Genomic DNA, 15,657 nt, shown 5'->3' with positions numbered 1-15,657 from the left:
ATGATCAAAGTGAAGGTCAAACTAAAAGATCGTAAGCAATTAATAGTTCGGGTACCGTATTTTCTATTACGGACAGGGGGCTACGTTATATCTTCACGAATGATATGGTCATTCATTCATCGAATGATTGAAAAATCCAATATGAACGTTAAAGAAAACGTTTGGATTCCTACATCTATTGATCGCAAAGATATTAGGGCATTGTTAAAAGCCGTAAAGCAATATAGAGGGTTGACGATAGTAGAGGTTCAAGATAAAGAAGGTACTGAAGTTGTTGTTAAGCTATAGAGCTAAATTGTTAGACTAGGCGAATTGGCTATTTAAAAGTGGGGTGCCCAGAAAGTAGGATTTAACTGATATGCTGGACCACCCTTTTCTATTTTGGCGGCCAATCGAAGCTTCTCATAAGTTCACTGAACTTTTGGGAGGCTTCTTTTTTCATTTCTTACGTAATGTGGAGATACACATTTTTTGTAATTTGATCATCGGAATGCCCTAACCGATCCATGGTCTGTTCTAAAGCAACTTTAGCCTCGGCAAGAAGTGATGTATGCGTATGGCGTAACGAATGCGGTTTTAACTTAAGGTACAGGCCTGCAATTCTAAGCAGTCTTGCCATTCTATTTTGAACGGTCTTAATGACGATGGGATATCCGTATTGTCGTCCCATCTTTGCAAAAATAAAGTCTTCATTGTAGCAATCGTCCCCTAACCGCTCAATGACTTGATCTTGATCCTTTTTATGCTTCTTCAAAGCGTTTATTACCTCTTCATCCACAATAATTTTCCTTCTTGATTAGCTCTAGCTTTTCGGGAAATCATTCTTCTTGTCCGGTTGATTCCTTCCCTTGTACTGTCTGAGTATCCTTGAACCTTTAAGTCATTCAGCGTGTCTTGATACATTTTCATTTAATATCCTTTGATCTTAACTGAGAGAAATAGGGTAACAACTTACTGATTTCATGATGCCCGATTAGAGAGTGAGTAATCCGTAACGTGATAAACAGAATGAGCAGCAAGGAAGTAAATACAATTGATGGGGAAAATGGGTTTTTTTATAAATCACATTGTTATACGATGTAAATTGTTATACAATGTTGATACAAAAAACTTGGAGGGAATATTATGGACAGGGAGCTGCTAAAGGGCAGTATTGAAATCTTATTACTATCATTATTAGCAGAAGTGGATTGCTATGGGTATGAAATGACAAGAAAATTACGGGTATTAAGCCATGATGCCTACCATATGAATGAAGGAACATTGTACCCTGCATTAAAGAGGCTAGAGAAAAAAGAATGTGTGACGTCGTATTGGAGTCAGGGATCGGAGGGCGGCCGGAGAAAGTATTATTCTATTACTAAAACCGGGCGTACTGTTTTGGCAGAAAAGCTGCGAAATTGGAAACAAATCAATACGTTAATAGAAAATACAGTGGAGGGATTATCATGAAGGAGATTGAACAATATGTAAAGGAAATCACCTTGGGTCTGCCCGATGATGAAAAGGAGGAATTAAGAGAAGAGATTTATGCACATCTTCAGGACCATGTAAAAGAACTATTAATTAAAGGATATTCTGAAGAAAATGCGGTTCGTCAGGCTATTGAATCCTTTGGTAATCAAGGTAAGCTGAATCGAGAGTTAAAGAGGACCATTTTTCCATTTTATAAACCAATTCGGTTCGTGTGGTGCGTTATTTTTGTTACCGGGTTTTTATGTCTTGTTTCCTATTCTGCTATGGAATACTATCATCCAGAATTTGATAATAGTTTGCCGCTTTACAGTGTGTTGATGGGGATGCTCATCGTAACCCTTATTACCGGTACCGGTGAGGTTTTGTATGAAGCCCTTGCCAGCCAAATTAAGGTGAAATGGCTGCTAAATCCTTGGCTGTTCTTTTTGATGCCATCATTGTTATTTGGCGGAATCCAGACGCCGTTGCTGTTTAAGCATCCGGAGCAGTATCAGGACAGCTTGTGGCTGGATTTGTATGCCGTTCCAATTGGTGCTTTTGCGTACATCATTTCAAGGCAGCTGTTTACTTTGCTCTTTGTGCGTAATAAAAATAAACTTAAGAGGACGACGGTCCATTAAAGTTATAAGATGGAGGTTGTATAATTGACTGATATGACAATTAAAAAAATAAACTTATTGATTCCATTATTTTTATTAGTTATCAATCTTATATTCTCAGCTTTTCTTATCGAAGAATTAATCGATGCCTCTGAGCCGAATTACGGAGTAACTGGATTCTTTACACCTATAATTGGTTTAATTTCTTTTATATATATTAGAAAATTAGCAGGAAAAAAGATGATTCTTTTGTTAAGAGTTTTACAACTATTTAACTGGATTTTCATTATTTTTCCTATAGCTGTTTTCATTTATGGGGTCATTATCATGATTGGTTTTTAACTATCGGGTATTATGAGGTAAGAAACGTGCCTTTGCTATATATAGCTCCTATTTACCTGTTCCACTTACGGGTTTATTTAGTCGAAAATGAGATAATAAATTCAATTAATAGGAACAATCATGTGAATATGAAAGATATAATTTATCTTTTGACCAATTGAGATTCCTATTGTCTTAAGAGATAATAAGTGATTTCAAGAAAAATAATGTTTTCTCCTTAGAAGTATTGGATTAAGTTTTATTTTAATGTAATCGTTTTTATATACTGCTTTACTTGATTATTTGTTTGCAAATTCGACAATAAATCGTTTGTAAACTATGGTGCAATCGTATGTTATTTGTATGTTTTTCTAAATTCCTACCGATAGTCACAAAAGGATTTGAAGACATTTCACCGAATTCGAAAGATGATTCTATTGCGAAGAGCGTGATAATAAAAATTGAAGATATTTTGAGCGTTTCTTCAGAAATAAGTAAAACTTTATCATAAAAACAGAAAGCATCATTTATTCAACCGGATGTAGAATTGGGGAAGCTGTTGATATAGATAAGTACTCAATCAATTATAATCAACAGTCTGTCAGTAGAAGGGAAAAAAGAGCGAGAAGTATATTTTAATACGCGATGTAGCGTTTGGTTAAAATGATATTTAAGATGAACGGTGGGGACACAAAAGGAGGGGGATCTGTAAAGGAATACCCCTCCTTTTAAATACGTTGAACGTAAAATTAATTTTCTGGTACGTATGTTTCGTCAATAATCAAGATTGGTTTGATTATTTTACCAGATAGTGATTCTTCTGCAGCTTTATTGATATCTTCAAATTTATAGAATTTCGCAAGTTTGCCAAATGCGAAGTTCCCTGCTTTATAGAAATCAACCATTTGGCGGATTGATAATTGTGGAACTGCTTTACCCATACGGGCACCAACTAAGTTACGATTTTGCATTGTGAAGTCATTTGTCGTGTTAATTTCCATTTCTTGAGCTGCTGCAACCGGTGCTACAGAACCACCTACTGCCAAAACTTCGATGGCGCTATGAACAACGACATTTACACCAGTCGTATCCACACTGTAGTTAACACCTTTACCATTTGTTAATTCCAGAATTGCTTCTTTCACATCGATGTTTTTACTATTGATTATGTGTGTTGCACCAAGCTCTTTCGCTAATTTTAAGCGGTTATCGTGGATATCAACAGCGATAACTTTTGTACAGCCTGCGATTTTCGCAGCCATCATTGCAGCTAAGCCAACTGCACCAGTACCAAAAACAGCCATTGTTGTTCCTGGTTCTGGTTTTAAACCATTAAATACTGTACCACTACCTGTTAAGAAACCACAGCCAAGTGGACCAACTAAACGTAAGTCTACAGATTTATCAACTTTTGTTAAGCTTGATGGACTTACAACCGTATATGTCGAAAATGATGATTGACCGAAGAAACGTGTAACTGGTGTACCATCTTCTTTTGTTAAATAAGGTGTATCATCATCACGTTTACCATAGAAGTTTATATGGTTCCAGTCATCACATGATGCTGGTAAGCCTGTTAAACAGCTATCGCAATGTCCGCAATAAGCAAAAGAAATTACGACATGATCTCCTGGTTCGTAACCCACAACGCTTTTCCCTATTTTTTCAATAATCCCTGACCCCTCGTGTCCAAGAACGATTGGCATAGGGTAATCTGTATAACCTTTACGTACCACATCGTCAGAGTGACACATACCAGATGCCACGATTTTTACTAACACTTCATCATCACGAATTTCACTTAATTCAAGTTCTTCTATTTCATATGGTTGGTGAAGTCCATTTAAAACGGCTGCTTTAATTTTCATTAAAATCTCTCCCGAAATGTTCATATTTTGTCCGCAATTTCATGATATCGCTTTCTTATTTGCTTTAATAGTTATCTTTAAGTACAAAGATTTACTAGACGAAAGTATAGTTTCAATTTATTTCTTTATACTTTCGTCTAGTCTATTTGATATAGTAAAAAAGAATGGAGTGATTTTTGATGATAAAAGATTGGCAAAAGCAACTGTTATCTATTCCACAAACTGAATTCATCAATGAGCGCCTCTTTGAAATGATGAAAATATTTTATGAAGCATTTCCTTGTCGTATTATGCAACTGTTTCAATATTCGATCCTCAATTGTTCCTTTAGTGGTATTTTGTCTTACGAGCATCCGAATGTTCAATCGATTGCCCATATACACGAAACGATGAAAATTAATACGTATGTACATGAATCCATTTTAGATAATGAAGTTCGCTTTTTTTATAATAGTAAATTCCAACTTTCGATTGGTAATCAATTTGTCCTTTCAGAACCAATTCATAATATGATACTCGTTCCTTTTTCAATTAATGGTACCGTAATTGGTTTTATGACCGGTGTCAATGTGCAGTTTAAAGTGACCGACGAAGTGCTACAAGAGATGCGCAGGTTTAGTGATAACTGTGTACACATACTCCATCTAACGGACTATGCGCAAACAAAACATTTTACAGACAAGGAGATCATCGTAATGCAATATATTAGCAATGGCTATACGACAAAGGAAATTAGTAATACTCTTCATATCACCGAATCGACTGTGAAATATTTTTTGAAAAATGTGATGTTGAAAACGAATAGCACCAATCGAACAGAAGCGGTTGCTAAGTTATTTCGTATGAAATTGTTACATTAATGTTTGTTCAACAATCGAGGTAGCATTCCTGTGATATTAGAAGATAAGCTTATAGTTTGTGAAAGAATGTACTTGAACAAAAGGGGTGCGATTGTTCAAGTAGAGCAATCGCTTCTTGTTCTGTGGAGATATACATTTCTGGTTATATGATCATCAGAGTGACCCAATCAATTAATGACTAAGACTGAACTAGATTTAAATAAGCTACAAGTCCCTAAATTGCAGCTTTGAAACATCTTCAACAAAGCAAATTACTTGAAGTTAAAACAATCTCGCGATATAGTTAGCATGCTACCTAGTTGTTTATGAAAGAAGGTGCACTTTTGATTGAAGATGAAATTCGAGAAGTGCTCGATGAAATATCGACGCAAATGCGGCGAAATTACTCGGAAATGTTACGCGAACTAAATCTGCATGTTGGTCAAGATCAGTTGCTATGCCGACTATGGAGAGGGGACGGCATTACACAGATCCAGCTAAGTGAACGTTTGAATTGTGAACCGCCAACTATCGCAAACATGGTAAAAGCATTAGAAAGCTACGGTCTCATTTACCGACAGCGTGATGAATTAGATGGCAGAATCAACAGGGTTTATTTAACTGCTAAAGGTAAAGAGGTAAAAGGCCCGATTGAGAAAGTTTGGCGAAAACAACAAGATAAGTTATTGGATGGAATGTCATCCGATGAACTTTTATTGTTAAAAAAGCTTTTGCAAAAAATGGCTGAGAATATTTCTTAAGCTCAGCTTTTTTGCGAAAATCATTAGCATACTAATGATTTTCTGAATAAAAAAAGCGCAAATCAGATGTCTACAACTCAACCTGAATTAAAATTATTGATTTTAGACCTTACGAGTATTCATCAAGGTAAAACGGCAACCGGATCATTACAGGTTTCAACAGCGCTTGTGTAGGTAGCCCAAAGATTGGTTTATATAAGCTACTAGTTTGCAGAACATTATAATACTAGAAATCAGATTAGCACCTCCCCTAAATGATTAAGCGCACATGCAACGGCAAATTCGAGAGAGATATGTGTGGGGGCGAGTGGTATTAAGTTGTCGAACCATAGCCTACTGAAAATGGTCGGAAATTTCAGATTGTTGGAAACCCTGATAAAAAAGCAATGTAGGAGAGAAAAGTGGAGCAGTATCAAGCATTATATGGTGCCAAACATCACGCGGACAAAATCCTTGAGCAAAGTGGCTTAATCTATACGATTATTCGACCTGGAGGACTATTGAATGAGCCGGGTACTGGAAAAGTTTCAATTGCGGAAGATTTAGAAGCCGCCTCGATTCCACGTGAAGTAGCGCAAACGATTATAACTGCTTTAACGATGGAAAACACTTTTAACCGTTCATTTGATCTAGTGTCGGGTGAAAATCTAATTTCAGATGCATTGAATAAGATTTAAGCATTCAGATGGACTAAAAAAGGTCGATTTTTAGATAGAATAAACTAATAGGAAGGATGTTTTTAGGATGAGATTAAGTATATTGGATCAAGCCCCCATTACGAGTGGGAATACAGCTACAGATGCTTTGAAAAAGGCGGAAGAATTGGCTGTTTTAGGAGATGAATTAGGCTTTCATCGAATGTGGATGGCAGAACATCATGCAACCAATACTTTTGCAAGTTCAGCCCCTGAAGTGACGACAGCTCATTTGGCTGCAAAAACAAAAAGAATTCGTATTGGAACTGGTGGAGTGATGTTGATGCATTATTCCTCGTTGAAACTAGCTGAGGTGTTTAAAACGCTAAGTGCATTTTCACCAGGCCGTATTGATTTTGGTGTGGGTCGAGCTCCTGGTGGGGATAACAATTCCATTTATGCTTTATCTGAAGGACGCCAACCGATGGTAAACAATATGTATGAAAAATTTGATACTGCACTGCAGTTGATCAACGACGAAGTACCTGAAGATGGCTTATATAATAAAACAATCGCAACACCGTCCCAAGTCATTTTGCCAGAAGCTTGGCTGTTGGGGTCGACTGGAAATAGCGCTGTGCAAGCTGGGCGTAGAGGCGTAGGCTATTCTTTTGCACAGTTTTTCAATGGTGAAATGACCAAAGAGATTATAGATACATACAAAAAGAACTTTCAACCTTCAGCTTTTATGGAAAAACCGCAAATCAATGTTTCCTATATGGTAACAACAGCTGAGACAAAAGAAGAAGCTGAATTTGAAGCAAAGCCTCAAGATATTTGGCGGTTACTATTTATGAGAGGCAGGATCGGGGCAGTTTTGACACCAGAAGAGGCCCGTGATTATCCATTGACGGAAATGGATCGCATGACCATTAAAGAAAATCGTAAAATTCATTTAGTGGGCGCAGTAAAGGAAATCGCAACATTGTTACAAGAAGAGCAAGCTCACTATGGGTTTGATGAAGCGATGATTTGTAGTATTCCCCATTCACAAGAGAAACGCCTGGATGTTTATCGACTATTGGCACGGGAATTGTTTTAATGGAGGAGTTGTCTAGACAGTGCAATAGATACCTTGGAAGAAGAGCTCATAATGTCATTTATTCAAGTTAAAAGAATAACGAAGTAAAGAAAGAGGGCCAATTTATTCTATTCTTCTTTTAATTATTATTAAGAGGAGAATAGAATAAATGTATATCATTATCCTCATACTTCTTTACAACGGAAGGTGAAATTATCGGATCGGTGATTATGCCATTAACAGATTTGGCATTACAAATTCTCGACGTTGCAGTAGTTTCCAATTTCGTGTGATCTGCTACTACAAATTTGTTTATTGCATTTTTACTTCAAATTCTCCATATTCGTAATCCATTAACCCTTCTTCAAGTTTATGTGGATATATCTTCATTACGGACATACCTATTGACTAACAAAGACGGGTAAGCGCGCCTAAATGAGTGTTGTGTAGACGCATCTTAGTATAAATTTTTATATTCTTTTTGAAGCTCTTTTGGTGACAGATTGTATTCCTTTTTAAAGAGTCTGTAAAAACTCGAATAATCAGGAAAACCGCATTTTAAGGCAATTTTCTCTATGGAGCTCTGATTTTGTTTAATCATCGTTACAGCAAAAGATAGACGTTTTAGTGATACGTAACGGTAAAAGGGTAGGTTCATGTTCTTTTTAAAGTAATGAGAAAAATAGTATTTATTTAAATGAAAATAATTAGATACATTGTCTAAACTTAAATCTGGCTCTGTCAAATGTGATTCAATGTACTCTAGTACAGATAGGAACCTTTGGTCTAGTTCATCCTTGTTTCTAAGGCTGGGCATACTACTTGCGGGATCAAAGATCACTTGGAGTGCCTGAAATAATTGGTAATTTATTGTGAAGGGGAATTTTTCTTCGCCACTGTTTATTCTATGAGTTACTTCATCTAGTAAAAAAATAATATCTTGAAAATTTTTTGAATGCAGATGTAACACATAAGAGCCTTGTGTCTTTTGATTAACAATATTCTCTTTCATAGAAGGTGAACTAGATAGAAAGTCGCTCATTAAATGCTCACTAACGCTAACAATTATGCGCTCATAGTTATCGATACTCTTAACATTCGCTTTATGAACAGCATAAGGAGGGATCACCACAACATCCCCTCTCTTTAAGGAATATGTCTTTCCTTCACAAAAGAATTCACACTCCCCATCTAAAAATACAAGAACCTCCAAAACATCGTGCCTGTGCAATTGGAATAAAGACTCTAATTGGGAAAATTTTTCGGATGATTCGTTATATTCCTCGAGCCAATCATGGGATTGATTTTTTTTGCTAAAGTAATGAATTTCAAAACCTTTATTGATTACTGGAATAAGAATAGATTGCTTCATTTAATGTCATCCTCTATATAGCAATAATTACAATATTTTGAGCAATATACGCCATTTATTTTTAACTTTTTGTTGTTATTATAACAATATAAAGAAAGCGATATCAAATTTAGTATATATAGTGTGGGAATGATAGATAGATTTTTCTCAAGGGTATAATGAGAAGAAGACCAAGTTTAGGAGGCATTAAAATGGAATTTAACCATAAACAACCCGATTTAGAAGTCAGGGTCAAGAACATCATTGAAGTGGATGGATTAAAATTTAAAGATTTGAATAACAGTGGGAAGCTAGAACCTTATAAGGATTGGCGTTTGAGTCCAAAGGAACGTGCGGAGAACCTAGTCTCATTGATGAACATCGATGAAAAGGTCGGTATGATGCTAATTAATTCACGTAAAATGGGACTTGCTCAGGAAGATAAGGAAAAGACAAGTCATGATGGTATATTAGATGAAGCGATTGTGGAAAAAGGGGAAAATATCTTTGCCGCATCAAAAATATACGGAACAACTCATACTATTGAGAAAAGGAATTTAAGACACTTCATTTTAAGAGACAACTTTAGCCCAGCTGAAATGGCGGAGTGGGTTAATAAAATGAATGAAGTTGCTGAGGGAACCCGTTTAGGTATTCCTGTCTTGATCGCATCTAATTCAAGAAATGAAAATGCAGAACCTATTTTTGGTATGAATGATGCAGGTGGAATTTTCTCCACATGGCCTGGAACCCTAGGACTTGCAGCGGCAGCACAGGGAGAGATTAAAAACGGTGAAGATGCATCACTTATTAGCGAATTTGCTGAAATTGCTCGTAAAGAGTGGGATGCTACTGGTATCAGAAAAGGTTATATGTATATGGCGGACACTGTTACAGATCCAAGATGGCAACGGACATATGGTACGTTTGGAGAAAACCCAGAATTTATTTCTGATGCGATCGGTCGCCTTATCGATGGATTCCAAGGTGAAGAGCTCGGGAAAGATAGTATTGCAATGACAACGAAGCATTTTCCGGGTGGCGGAGCAAGGGAAAATGGATTCGATCCTCATTATGCAGAAGGAAAGTGGAACCTATACCCAACTCCAGGAAGCTTAGAAAAGTATCACTTACCACCATTTAGAGCAGCAGTAGAACATGGAACATCGTCGATCATGCCATATTATTCTATACCAAGCATCAAGAAGAGTGTGGTACAAGAGTTCGAGGGGGAAGACATTCCGTTCGAAGAGGTAGGCTTCACATTTAATCATTATTTCATCAAACATATTCTAAGAGAAAAACTAGGATTTAAAGGCTATATTAATAGTGACAGCGGTATTGTGAATAATATGAGCTGGGGCGTAGAAGAATTGAGTGAGGCGGAACGCTTTGCTAAAGCAGTTAATGCTGGGACAGATATAGTTGCTGATACAAATGATATAGAAAATCTTAAATTAGCTGTTAGCAAAGGATGGATTAGTGAAAAACGTATTAATGAGGCCAATGTACGACTGCTAACAGAAATGTTTACTTTAGGTCTTTTCGATGATCGTACGTATAATTCACCAGAATTAGCTACATCTATAGTTAGTAACCAAGCTCATTGGGATGCTGCATATGAAGGACATAAAAAATCTGTAACCATCCTTAAAAATCAAAGCGAGACATTACCATTAACAGCTGAAAAGCTTAATAATAAGAAGGTTTATGTGGAAGTATTACACAAGGAAGTAGAACGAGCAACGACGTACACTGAAAAGGCAAGAAAAGAATGCCAAGAGCTTGGCCAGTTTACGTTGACTGATAACTATGAAGAAGCTGACGTAGCGATTATGTTCTTACATCCAAAATCTGGTTCTTATTTCAACGCGACAGCAGGACTATTAGAACTTGATATCTGTGAGGATAAAGTAGTATCAGCTTTGGATGGCTCATTATATCAAGAAACTACCGTAACTGGTATGAATCATCTAAAAGAAGTGGCAGATAACATTCATAGCCGTGGCGGAAAAGTGATTATCAGTGTTAATGTGACATTACCATGGATTCTTGGAAGTGTAGAACCGTTGGCAGATGCTTTAATTGCTGGATACGATACTTTCTATAATGCGCAGTTTGAAGTTATCGCAGGCAATAGCCGACCAGTAGGCGTTTTGCCATTGACATTACCAGCAAGTGAGGAAGTAATTGCCGTTTATCAGAATGGTGATTGTGTGTCAAGGAATGATGTACCAGGCTATGACAAGGACAAGTATATGCCTGCAGGACTCAGCTATGCGTACAAGGATAGCGATGGCAATATCTATAAACTAGGCCATGGACTAAGCTATTAATAACAATAGGCTCTGTTAATTCTAAAAGTGCTGTAATATAACCCCCTTTAGGTAGACACCAAAAAAAGAGAACATGATAATATGTTCTTAACAGTCTACTTAGAGGGGATTTTTCATTCATATTGTCAGTCACGTGTGTATAAATGACAAATATATCCAACTCCTAACCCTTTCAGTGTTAAATGATAATCATCATAACACTGAAAGGGTTAGGAGTTTTTTTGACACGAAATGAATGACAAGTGATGTGGCAGGAACGTATCGATGCATGTAAACCAAGCCATAATAATAAGATGAATTGGGAGAGGTTTTCTTGACTGTTAAAATACATTCCTGTTATTCTAATGCCATTATTAACTGACTACAATCGTTAGGTGAGGCTCCTGTGCTGGCGACACCCTAATGCTCAGAATCATGCACTTTTTTGAAAAAAATTATGAAAAATTTCAATTGGTCCCTAAAAACTACATTTAAATTTTACTCCGTATTAACGGGTACCACTGATTGAAGTTTCACTTTATACACTGGGTTCCATCCTGATAGTTGGAGGTTTTTTTTTGAATGTTATCGTAAACAAATTTAAAAAAATGTCTTACAAAAAAATAGTTTTGTACACCATAATAGGACTTTGTTTTGCCGTCTCTGTTTTTTTTATTAATCACAATGATTCGTTTTATGAACGCCCAATAGCCAAAGTCATCAAAATCAATCTGGAAGATACATCTGAAATGATTGATATACATAATAATAAAGATCATCTATTCACACAGCGTATAATAGCTGAAATAAAAAATGGAGAAAATAAAGGGAAAGTTATCCATTTAAAGAATGAATATTCATCATCCGGAGCTTATGATCAAGAATACCGTGTTGGAAATGAATTGTTTGTTTCTATTGATACGAATACAGAAGAAAATGAAGATTTAACTGGCGCCATAAAAGACGTAAAACGTGATAAATACGTTTTATTTATAGCTTGGATTTTTATCTTTATTTTACTTATCGTTGGAAAAAAACAAGGGCTATTTTCTATTATAAGTTTGGCAGTCAATGCGGTTTTATTATCTTATGCATTAGATGTCTATTTGTATGACCCAGAAACGAGTTTGGTATTGATTTGTGGTATAAGTGTTATTTTATTTACTGCCATTTCTTTGTTACTCGTTAACGGTTTTAATGAAAAAACATATGCAGCTATTATTGCGACCTTGCTAGGAACTTTTATCTCACTGTTCATTACCTATCTTGTTATATGGTTAACTTCTGGAAAAGGCCTTCGTTATGAAGAGATGCAATTCCTTACTCGTCCTTATCAAATGGTATTTATGGCGGGGGTATTTATCGGGTCTTTAGGAGCTGTAATGGATGTAGCTATTACAATGTCATCATCTATCTTTGGGTTGTATGAACAGAATAACAACATATCAATCAAAGCACTTAAAACTTCAGGATTGGATATTGGCAAAGACATTATGGGAACGATGACGAATATATTATTTTTTGCATACATAAGTGGTTCCATTCCAATGCTTATTTTGTATTTCAAAAATGCTTCTCCATTGGCGTTTACCCTTTCTATGAACCTTTCATTGGAGTTGGCTCGAGCCTTAGCTGGTGGTATTGGAATTGTGTTAGCGATTCCGATCGGTCTGTATACGTCTATTTATTTTGTTAATCGAAAGAAGGCAAGATCATGACTGTATTAGTGTGGCTGGCGGCTATTTTATTTATACTGATGATACTTATTGGTGGAAAAAAGGGAGCACGGTCTTTTATTTCTTTATTCTTAAACTTTGGTGTGCTACTTCTTACTATACTGTTTATGACAGATCCAAATGCTGATCCGATTATCTTAACATTGATTGCTTGTGCAGTGATTAGTTGTATTAATCTATTTTATATTAATGAAGTAAACAGTAAAACAACTACTGCATTCATTTCTACTATTATCACGATTATTATTTTACTTTCTTTTATTGTCATCGTGACAGAAAATGCTATGATTCAGGGGTTTGGTGAAGAAGAAATAGAAGAGCTTAGCATATTTTCGCTTTATATAGGTGTAGATTTTGTTAAAATTGGAGCTTCCGTGATTATTATGAGTACGATCGGTGCCATTACTGATGTTGCCATTTCTATTACGTCTCCCATGCGCGAGATATTTTATCATAATCCATTAATTAGTAGGAAAGATTTATTCGCATCTGGGTTAAGTATTGGGAAGGATATCTTAGGCACAAATACGAATACGTTATTTTTTGCCTTCTTTGGGGGATATCTGGGATTGCTTCTATGGTTTAAAGATTTATCTTATTCGGTTGGAGAAATCGTAAATTCAAAAGTATTTAGTGCTGAGATGATAACTATACTTTGTGCTGGAATGGGGATAGCTCTGATTATTCCAATTGCCTCCTGGATTAATGCGTATTTTTTAGTGAAAACAAGAGAAAAAGGCAAGATATCTAAATAGGCTTCATGATAGGAAAGCTAGAACGAGTAGAAAAGAAAAAGGAAGGTTCTCTATTTAACCTTTCAATTTGAAAATATTGAGCCAGTTGTGTTGAGAAAAGTAATTGTACCAGGTGGGATTACATTTAATCGTTTGCATGATGTTGTTCAAAATGTAACGAATTTTCAGAGTAGATATCCGTATGAGCTTATTCATTTGTTCGAGTTTCAGCTAGATGATGTTGTTGTAACGAATAATGTACAACAAATAGATGAAGCGAAAAGCAAATCGTATAAAGGAATTCCGGTGAAGCAGCCAACACGTATAAAAATTGATACTTATTTGGAGCGCTTGGATGAATTTTTATATGTGTATGATTTCGGTGATGATTGGCGCATTCATGTGAAGCTAGAAGAAGTCGTGGAGGATTATTATTTTGGTTTCCCAACCGTGCTCGATTGGGCAGGAGAAGCACCGCCGGAGGATGTAGATGGTCTACCTGGATTTGAGCACTTTCTTGAAGTCTATCAAAGCTCTTCTCACCCAGAGCATAACTATTTCCAAAATTGGGCGGCTGAGTAGGGGTTCCGATTATTCGATAAAGCGTCTATGAATCAAGGTCTCAAGCACCATAAATTCAAAAAGACTGAGTGGGATAAAGTAGATCATGAGAATTATCGAATAATATCAGATAAATATATAGATACAACGAAGCAATGAAGTTGAAAATCTTCTGAGCATCTGCTATATGTTAATTAAGCTTTCATATAAAGAAACGTAATTCTCTATTTAGAAGAATGATGTGCCAAAATAATAGTAACTACTTAATTAATCAATTCATCTTACTTAATTATTAAAATGTGTTTACCCACAATTCATTTCAAAAAAGGTGACAATAAAACGATCTCATCTAAAGTAAAGGAGCGGAAAACATGCAAACGATCACAGGAAAAGTAGCGTTAATTACAGGAGCAGGGCGTGGAATTGGACGTGCAACAGCAATAGCTTTTGCCAAAGAAGGTATTCACGTAGGTCTTGTTGGACGTACGCTTGAAAATTTACAACAAGTAGCAGAGGAACTAAAACAGTATGATGTGAAGGTAGCATACGCTTGCGCAAATGTAGCGGATTTAGACTCGATCACGACAGCAGTTGAATCAATTCGTGGAGAGCTTGGTGCAATTGATATTTTAGTAAACAATGCTGGCATTTCAAAATTCGGTGGCTTCATGGACTTAACACCTGAAGAGTGGACAAATATTATCGATGTTAACGTCAAAGGTGTATACTACACAACACGTGCGGTATTACCAGAAATGATCGAGCGTAACACAGGTGACATCATTAATATCTCATCAACAGCTGGACAAAAAGGTGCACCCATTACAAGTGCATACTCGGCTTCAAAAGCCGCAGTGATCGGACTAAGTGAGTCATTAATGCTAGAAGTGCGTAAGAAAAATATTCGTGTTACAACATTAACGCCAAGTACCGTTGCAACAGATATGGCTGTAGAGCTAAATTTAACAGACGGCAATCCAGAAAAAGTGATGCAAGCGGAAGATTTAGCAGACTTAATGGTTGCACAGCTTAAACTGCATCCACGTGTTGTATTAAAACATGCTGGACTTTGGTCAACGAATCCTTAATAGAACTATAACAAGACGCTATCCAATGTTTTTCGGATGGCGTCTTCTTTTTTTGAATAAAAAACTTTAATATTGGTACGGAAATTACAAAAAAGTATCATAGAATGTGAATGTTGGGAGGGCTACAACAGTTACAGTGACTTTTGATTATGCACTCATTAATTTAAGTAATGAAGGTAATAATGATGAAAATGGATGTTTATACATAACCAGGAGGGCATCTGCCAGCCTTTTTTTCATGCCTACCATTGCTGTTAAAATCTTAGAGAATACATACAGGACTGTATGTATT

14 protein-coding genes and 3 pseudogenes are annotated in these 15,657 nt (G+C 36.2%); 14 read left to right on the top strand and 3 right to left on the bottom strand.

All coding sequences use genetic code 11. The features are described from left to right. Nucleotides 1–288 (top strand): hypothetical protein, encoded by a 288-nt coding sequence (locus ACIQZI_RS22780; protein ID WP_403077793.1) that lies wholly within the window; start codon nt 1–3, stop codon nt 286–288. 157 nt (nt 289–445) lie between these two features. On the opposite strand, the gene ACIQZI_RS22775 is transcribed toward ACIQZI_RS22780, so the two are convergent. Next, entirely contained in the window at nt 446–778 is a 333-nt protein-coding gene (locus tag ACIQZI_RS22775) for a tyrosine-type recombinase/integrase (protein ID WP_403077790.1), read from the bottom strand. A 347-nt stretch (nt 779–1,125) separates the two neighbouring features. Between ACIQZI_RS22775 and ACIQZI_RS22770 the strand changes: the two genes are divergently transcribed. From ACIQZI_RS22770 to ACIQZI_RS22755, 4 genes and pseudogenes are all read left to right on the top strand, one after another. After that, on the top strand, nt 1,126–1,452 hold the full coding sequence (locus ACIQZI_RS22770; RefSeq protein ID WP_403077787.1) for a PadR family transcriptional regulator: 327 nt from the start codon (nt 1,126–1,128) through the stop codon (nt 1,450–1,452). Further along, on the top strand, nt 1,449–2,096 hold the full coding sequence (locus tag ACIQZI_RS22765) for a permease prefix domain 1-containing protein (protein ID WP_403077784.1): 648 nt from the start codon (nt 1,449–1,451) through the stop codon (nt 2,094–2,096). The genes ACIQZI_RS22770 and ACIQZI_RS22765 overlap by 4 nt, the downstream gene beginning before the upstream one ends. 24 nt (nt 2,097–2,120) lie before the next feature. Continuing rightward, nucleotides 2,121–2,417 (top strand): hypothetical protein, encoded by a 297-nt coding sequence (locus ACIQZI_RS22760; RefSeq protein WP_403077781.1) that lies wholly within the window; start codon nt 2,121–2,123, stop codon nt 2,415–2,417. 504 nt (nt 2,418–2,921) lie between these two features. Continuing rightward, nucleotides 2,922–3,060: pseudogene (locus ACIQZI_RS22755) on the top strand (integrase); the annotation flags it as partial. Between the two features lie 85 nt (nt 3,061–3,145). Here ACIQZI_RS22755 and ACIQZI_RS22750 read toward each other — a convergent pair. Then, entirely contained in the window at nt 3,146–4,264 is a 1,119-nt protein-coding gene (locus ACIQZI_RS22750) for an NAD(P)-dependent alcohol dehydrogenase (RefSeq protein ID WP_403077779.1), read from the bottom strand. Nucleotides 4,265–4,443: 179 nt separating this feature from the next. On the opposite strand from ACIQZI_RS22750, the gene ACIQZI_RS22745 reads away from it, so the two are divergent. The 4 genes and pseudogenes from ACIQZI_RS22745 to ACIQZI_RS22730 all read left to right on the top strand — a co-directional run bounded on the left by ACIQZI_RS22745 (nt 4,444) and on the right by ACIQZI_RS22730 (nt 7,601). After that, nucleotides 4,444–5,124 carry a helix-turn-helix transcriptional regulator gene (locus ACIQZI_RS22745; RefSeq protein WP_403077776.1) on the top strand — a complete coding sequence of 227 codons (681 nt, stop codon included), beginning with the start codon at nt 4,444–4,446 and terminating at the stop codon, nt 5,122–5,124. A 305-nt stretch (nt 5,125–5,429) separates the two neighbouring features. Beyond that, nucleotides 5,430–5,864 carry a MarR family winged helix-turn-helix transcriptional regulator gene (locus tag ACIQZI_RS22740; RefSeq protein ID WP_403077773.1) on the top strand — a complete coding sequence of 145 codons (435 nt, stop codon included), beginning with the start codon at nt 5,430–5,432 and terminating at the stop codon, nt 5,862–5,864. A gap of 404 nt (nt 5,865–6,268) precedes the next feature. Next, nucleotides 6,269–6,541, top strand: a pseudogene (locus ACIQZI_RS22735) (NAD(P)H-binding protein); the annotation flags it as partial. Nucleotides 6,542–6,608: 67 nt separating this feature from the next. Next, nucleotides 6,609–7,601, top strand: a complete 993-nt coding sequence (locus ACIQZI_RS22730; RefSeq protein ID WP_403077770.1) for an LLM class flavin-dependent oxidoreductase — start codon at nt 6,609–6,611, stop codon at nt 7,599–7,601. A gap of 436 nt (nt 7,602–8,037) precedes the next feature. Here ACIQZI_RS22730 and ACIQZI_RS22725 read toward each other — a convergent pair whose 3' ends face one another. Then, complete coding sequence (locus ACIQZI_RS22725; RefSeq protein ID WP_403077766.1) at nt 8,038–8,952, bottom strand: AraC family transcriptional regulator; 915 nt, start codon at nt 8,950–8,952, stop codon at nt 8,038–8,040. A gap of 191 nt (nt 8,953–9,143) precedes the next feature. Here ACIQZI_RS22725 and ACIQZI_RS22720 point away from each other — a divergent pair, with 191 nt between their 5' ends. The 5 genes and pseudogenes from ACIQZI_RS22720 (at nt 9,144) to ACIQZI_RS22700 (ending at nt 15,365) form a co-directional block, all read left to right on the top strand. After that, the gene (locus ACIQZI_RS22720) at nt 9,144–11,267 is read left to right on the top strand and encodes a glycoside hydrolase family 3 protein (RefSeq protein WP_403077764.1); all 2,124 of its coding nucleotides are present in this window, start codon (nt 9,144–9,146) and stop codon (nt 11,265–11,267) included. Between the two features lie 557 nt (nt 11,268–11,824). Further along, on the top strand, nt 11,825–12,964 hold the full coding sequence (locus ACIQZI_RS22715) for a YibE/F family protein (protein WP_403077761.1): 1,140 nt from the start codon (nt 11,825–11,827) through the stop codon (nt 12,962–12,964). Then, on the top strand, nt 12,961–13,737 hold the full coding sequence (locus tag ACIQZI_RS22710; protein WP_403077759.1) for a YibE/F family protein: 777 nt from the start codon (nt 12,961–12,963) through the stop codon (nt 13,735–13,737). Before ACIQZI_RS22715 ends, ACIQZI_RS22710 begins: the two co-directional genes overlap by 4 nt. A 60-nt stretch (nt 13,738–13,797) precedes the next feature. Next, nucleotides 13,798–14,298 (top strand): annotated as a pseudogene (locus tag ACIQZI_RS22705) (plasmid pRiA4b ORF-3 family protein); the annotation flags it as partial. 350 nt (nt 14,299–14,648) lie between these two features. Continuing rightward, a complete protein-coding gene (locus ACIQZI_RS22700; RefSeq protein WP_062187120.1) occupies nt 14,649–15,365 on the top strand; it encodes a 3-ketoacyl-ACP reductase in 717 nt (238 codons plus the stop codon). Nucleotides 15,366–15,657 lie beyond the last annotated feature (292 nt).

It is taken from the genome of Peribacillus sp. NPDC096379, from assembly GCF_044762875.1.
Taxonomy (GTDB): Bacteria; Bacillota; Bacilli; order Bacillales; family DSM-1321; genus Peribacillus.
This window is presented reverse-complemented; position numbering and strand designations above follow the sequence as displayed.

What these genes read in the sequence shown, in the direction of transcription:
- ACIQZI_RS22780 (WP_403077793.1), top strand. Translation starts at nt 1, where the DNA reads ATGATCAAAGTGAAGGTCAAACTAAAAGATCGTAAGCAATTAATAGTT.
- ACIQZI_RS22770 (WP_403077787.1), top strand. Translation starts at nt 1,126, where the DNA reads ATGGACAGGGAGCTGCTAAAGGGCAGTATTGAAATCTTATTACTATCA.
- ACIQZI_RS22765 (WP_403077784.1), top strand. Translation starts at nt 1,449, where the DNA reads ATGAAGGAGATTGAACAATATGTAAAGGAAATCACCTTGGGTCTGCCC.
- ACIQZI_RS22750 (WP_403077779.1), bottom strand. Translation starts at nt 4,264, where the DNA reads ATGAAAATTAAAGCAGCCGTTTTAAATGGACTTCACCAACCATATGAA.
- ACIQZI_RS22745 (WP_403077776.1), top strand. Translation starts at nt 4,444, where the DNA reads ATGATAAAAGATTGGCAAAAGCAACTGTTATCTATTCCACAAACTGAA.
- ACIQZI_RS22740 (WP_403077773.1), top strand. Translation starts at nt 5,430, where the DNA reads ATGAAAGAAGGTGCACTTTTGATTGAAGATGAAATTCGAGAAGTGCTC.
- ACIQZI_RS22730 (WP_403077770.1), top strand. Translation starts at nt 6,609, where the DNA reads ATGAGATTAAGTATATTGGATCAAGCCCCCATTACGAGTGGGAATACA.
- ACIQZI_RS22725 (WP_403077766.1), bottom strand. Translation starts at nt 8,952, where the DNA reads ATGAAGCAATCTATTCTTATTCCAGTAATCAATAAAGGTTTTGAAATT.
- ACIQZI_RS22720 (WP_403077764.1), top strand. Translation starts at nt 9,144, where the DNA reads ATGGAATTTAACCATAAACAACCCGATTTAGAAGTCAGGGTCAAGAAC.
- ACIQZI_RS22710 (WP_403077759.1), top strand. Translation starts at nt 12,961, where the DNA reads ATGACTGTATTAGTGTGGCTGGCGGCTATTTTATTTATACTGATGATA.
- ACIQZI_RS22700 (WP_062187120.1), top strand. Translation starts at nt 14,649, where the DNA reads ATGCAAACGATCACAGGAAAAGTAGCGTTAATTACAGGAGCAGGGCGT.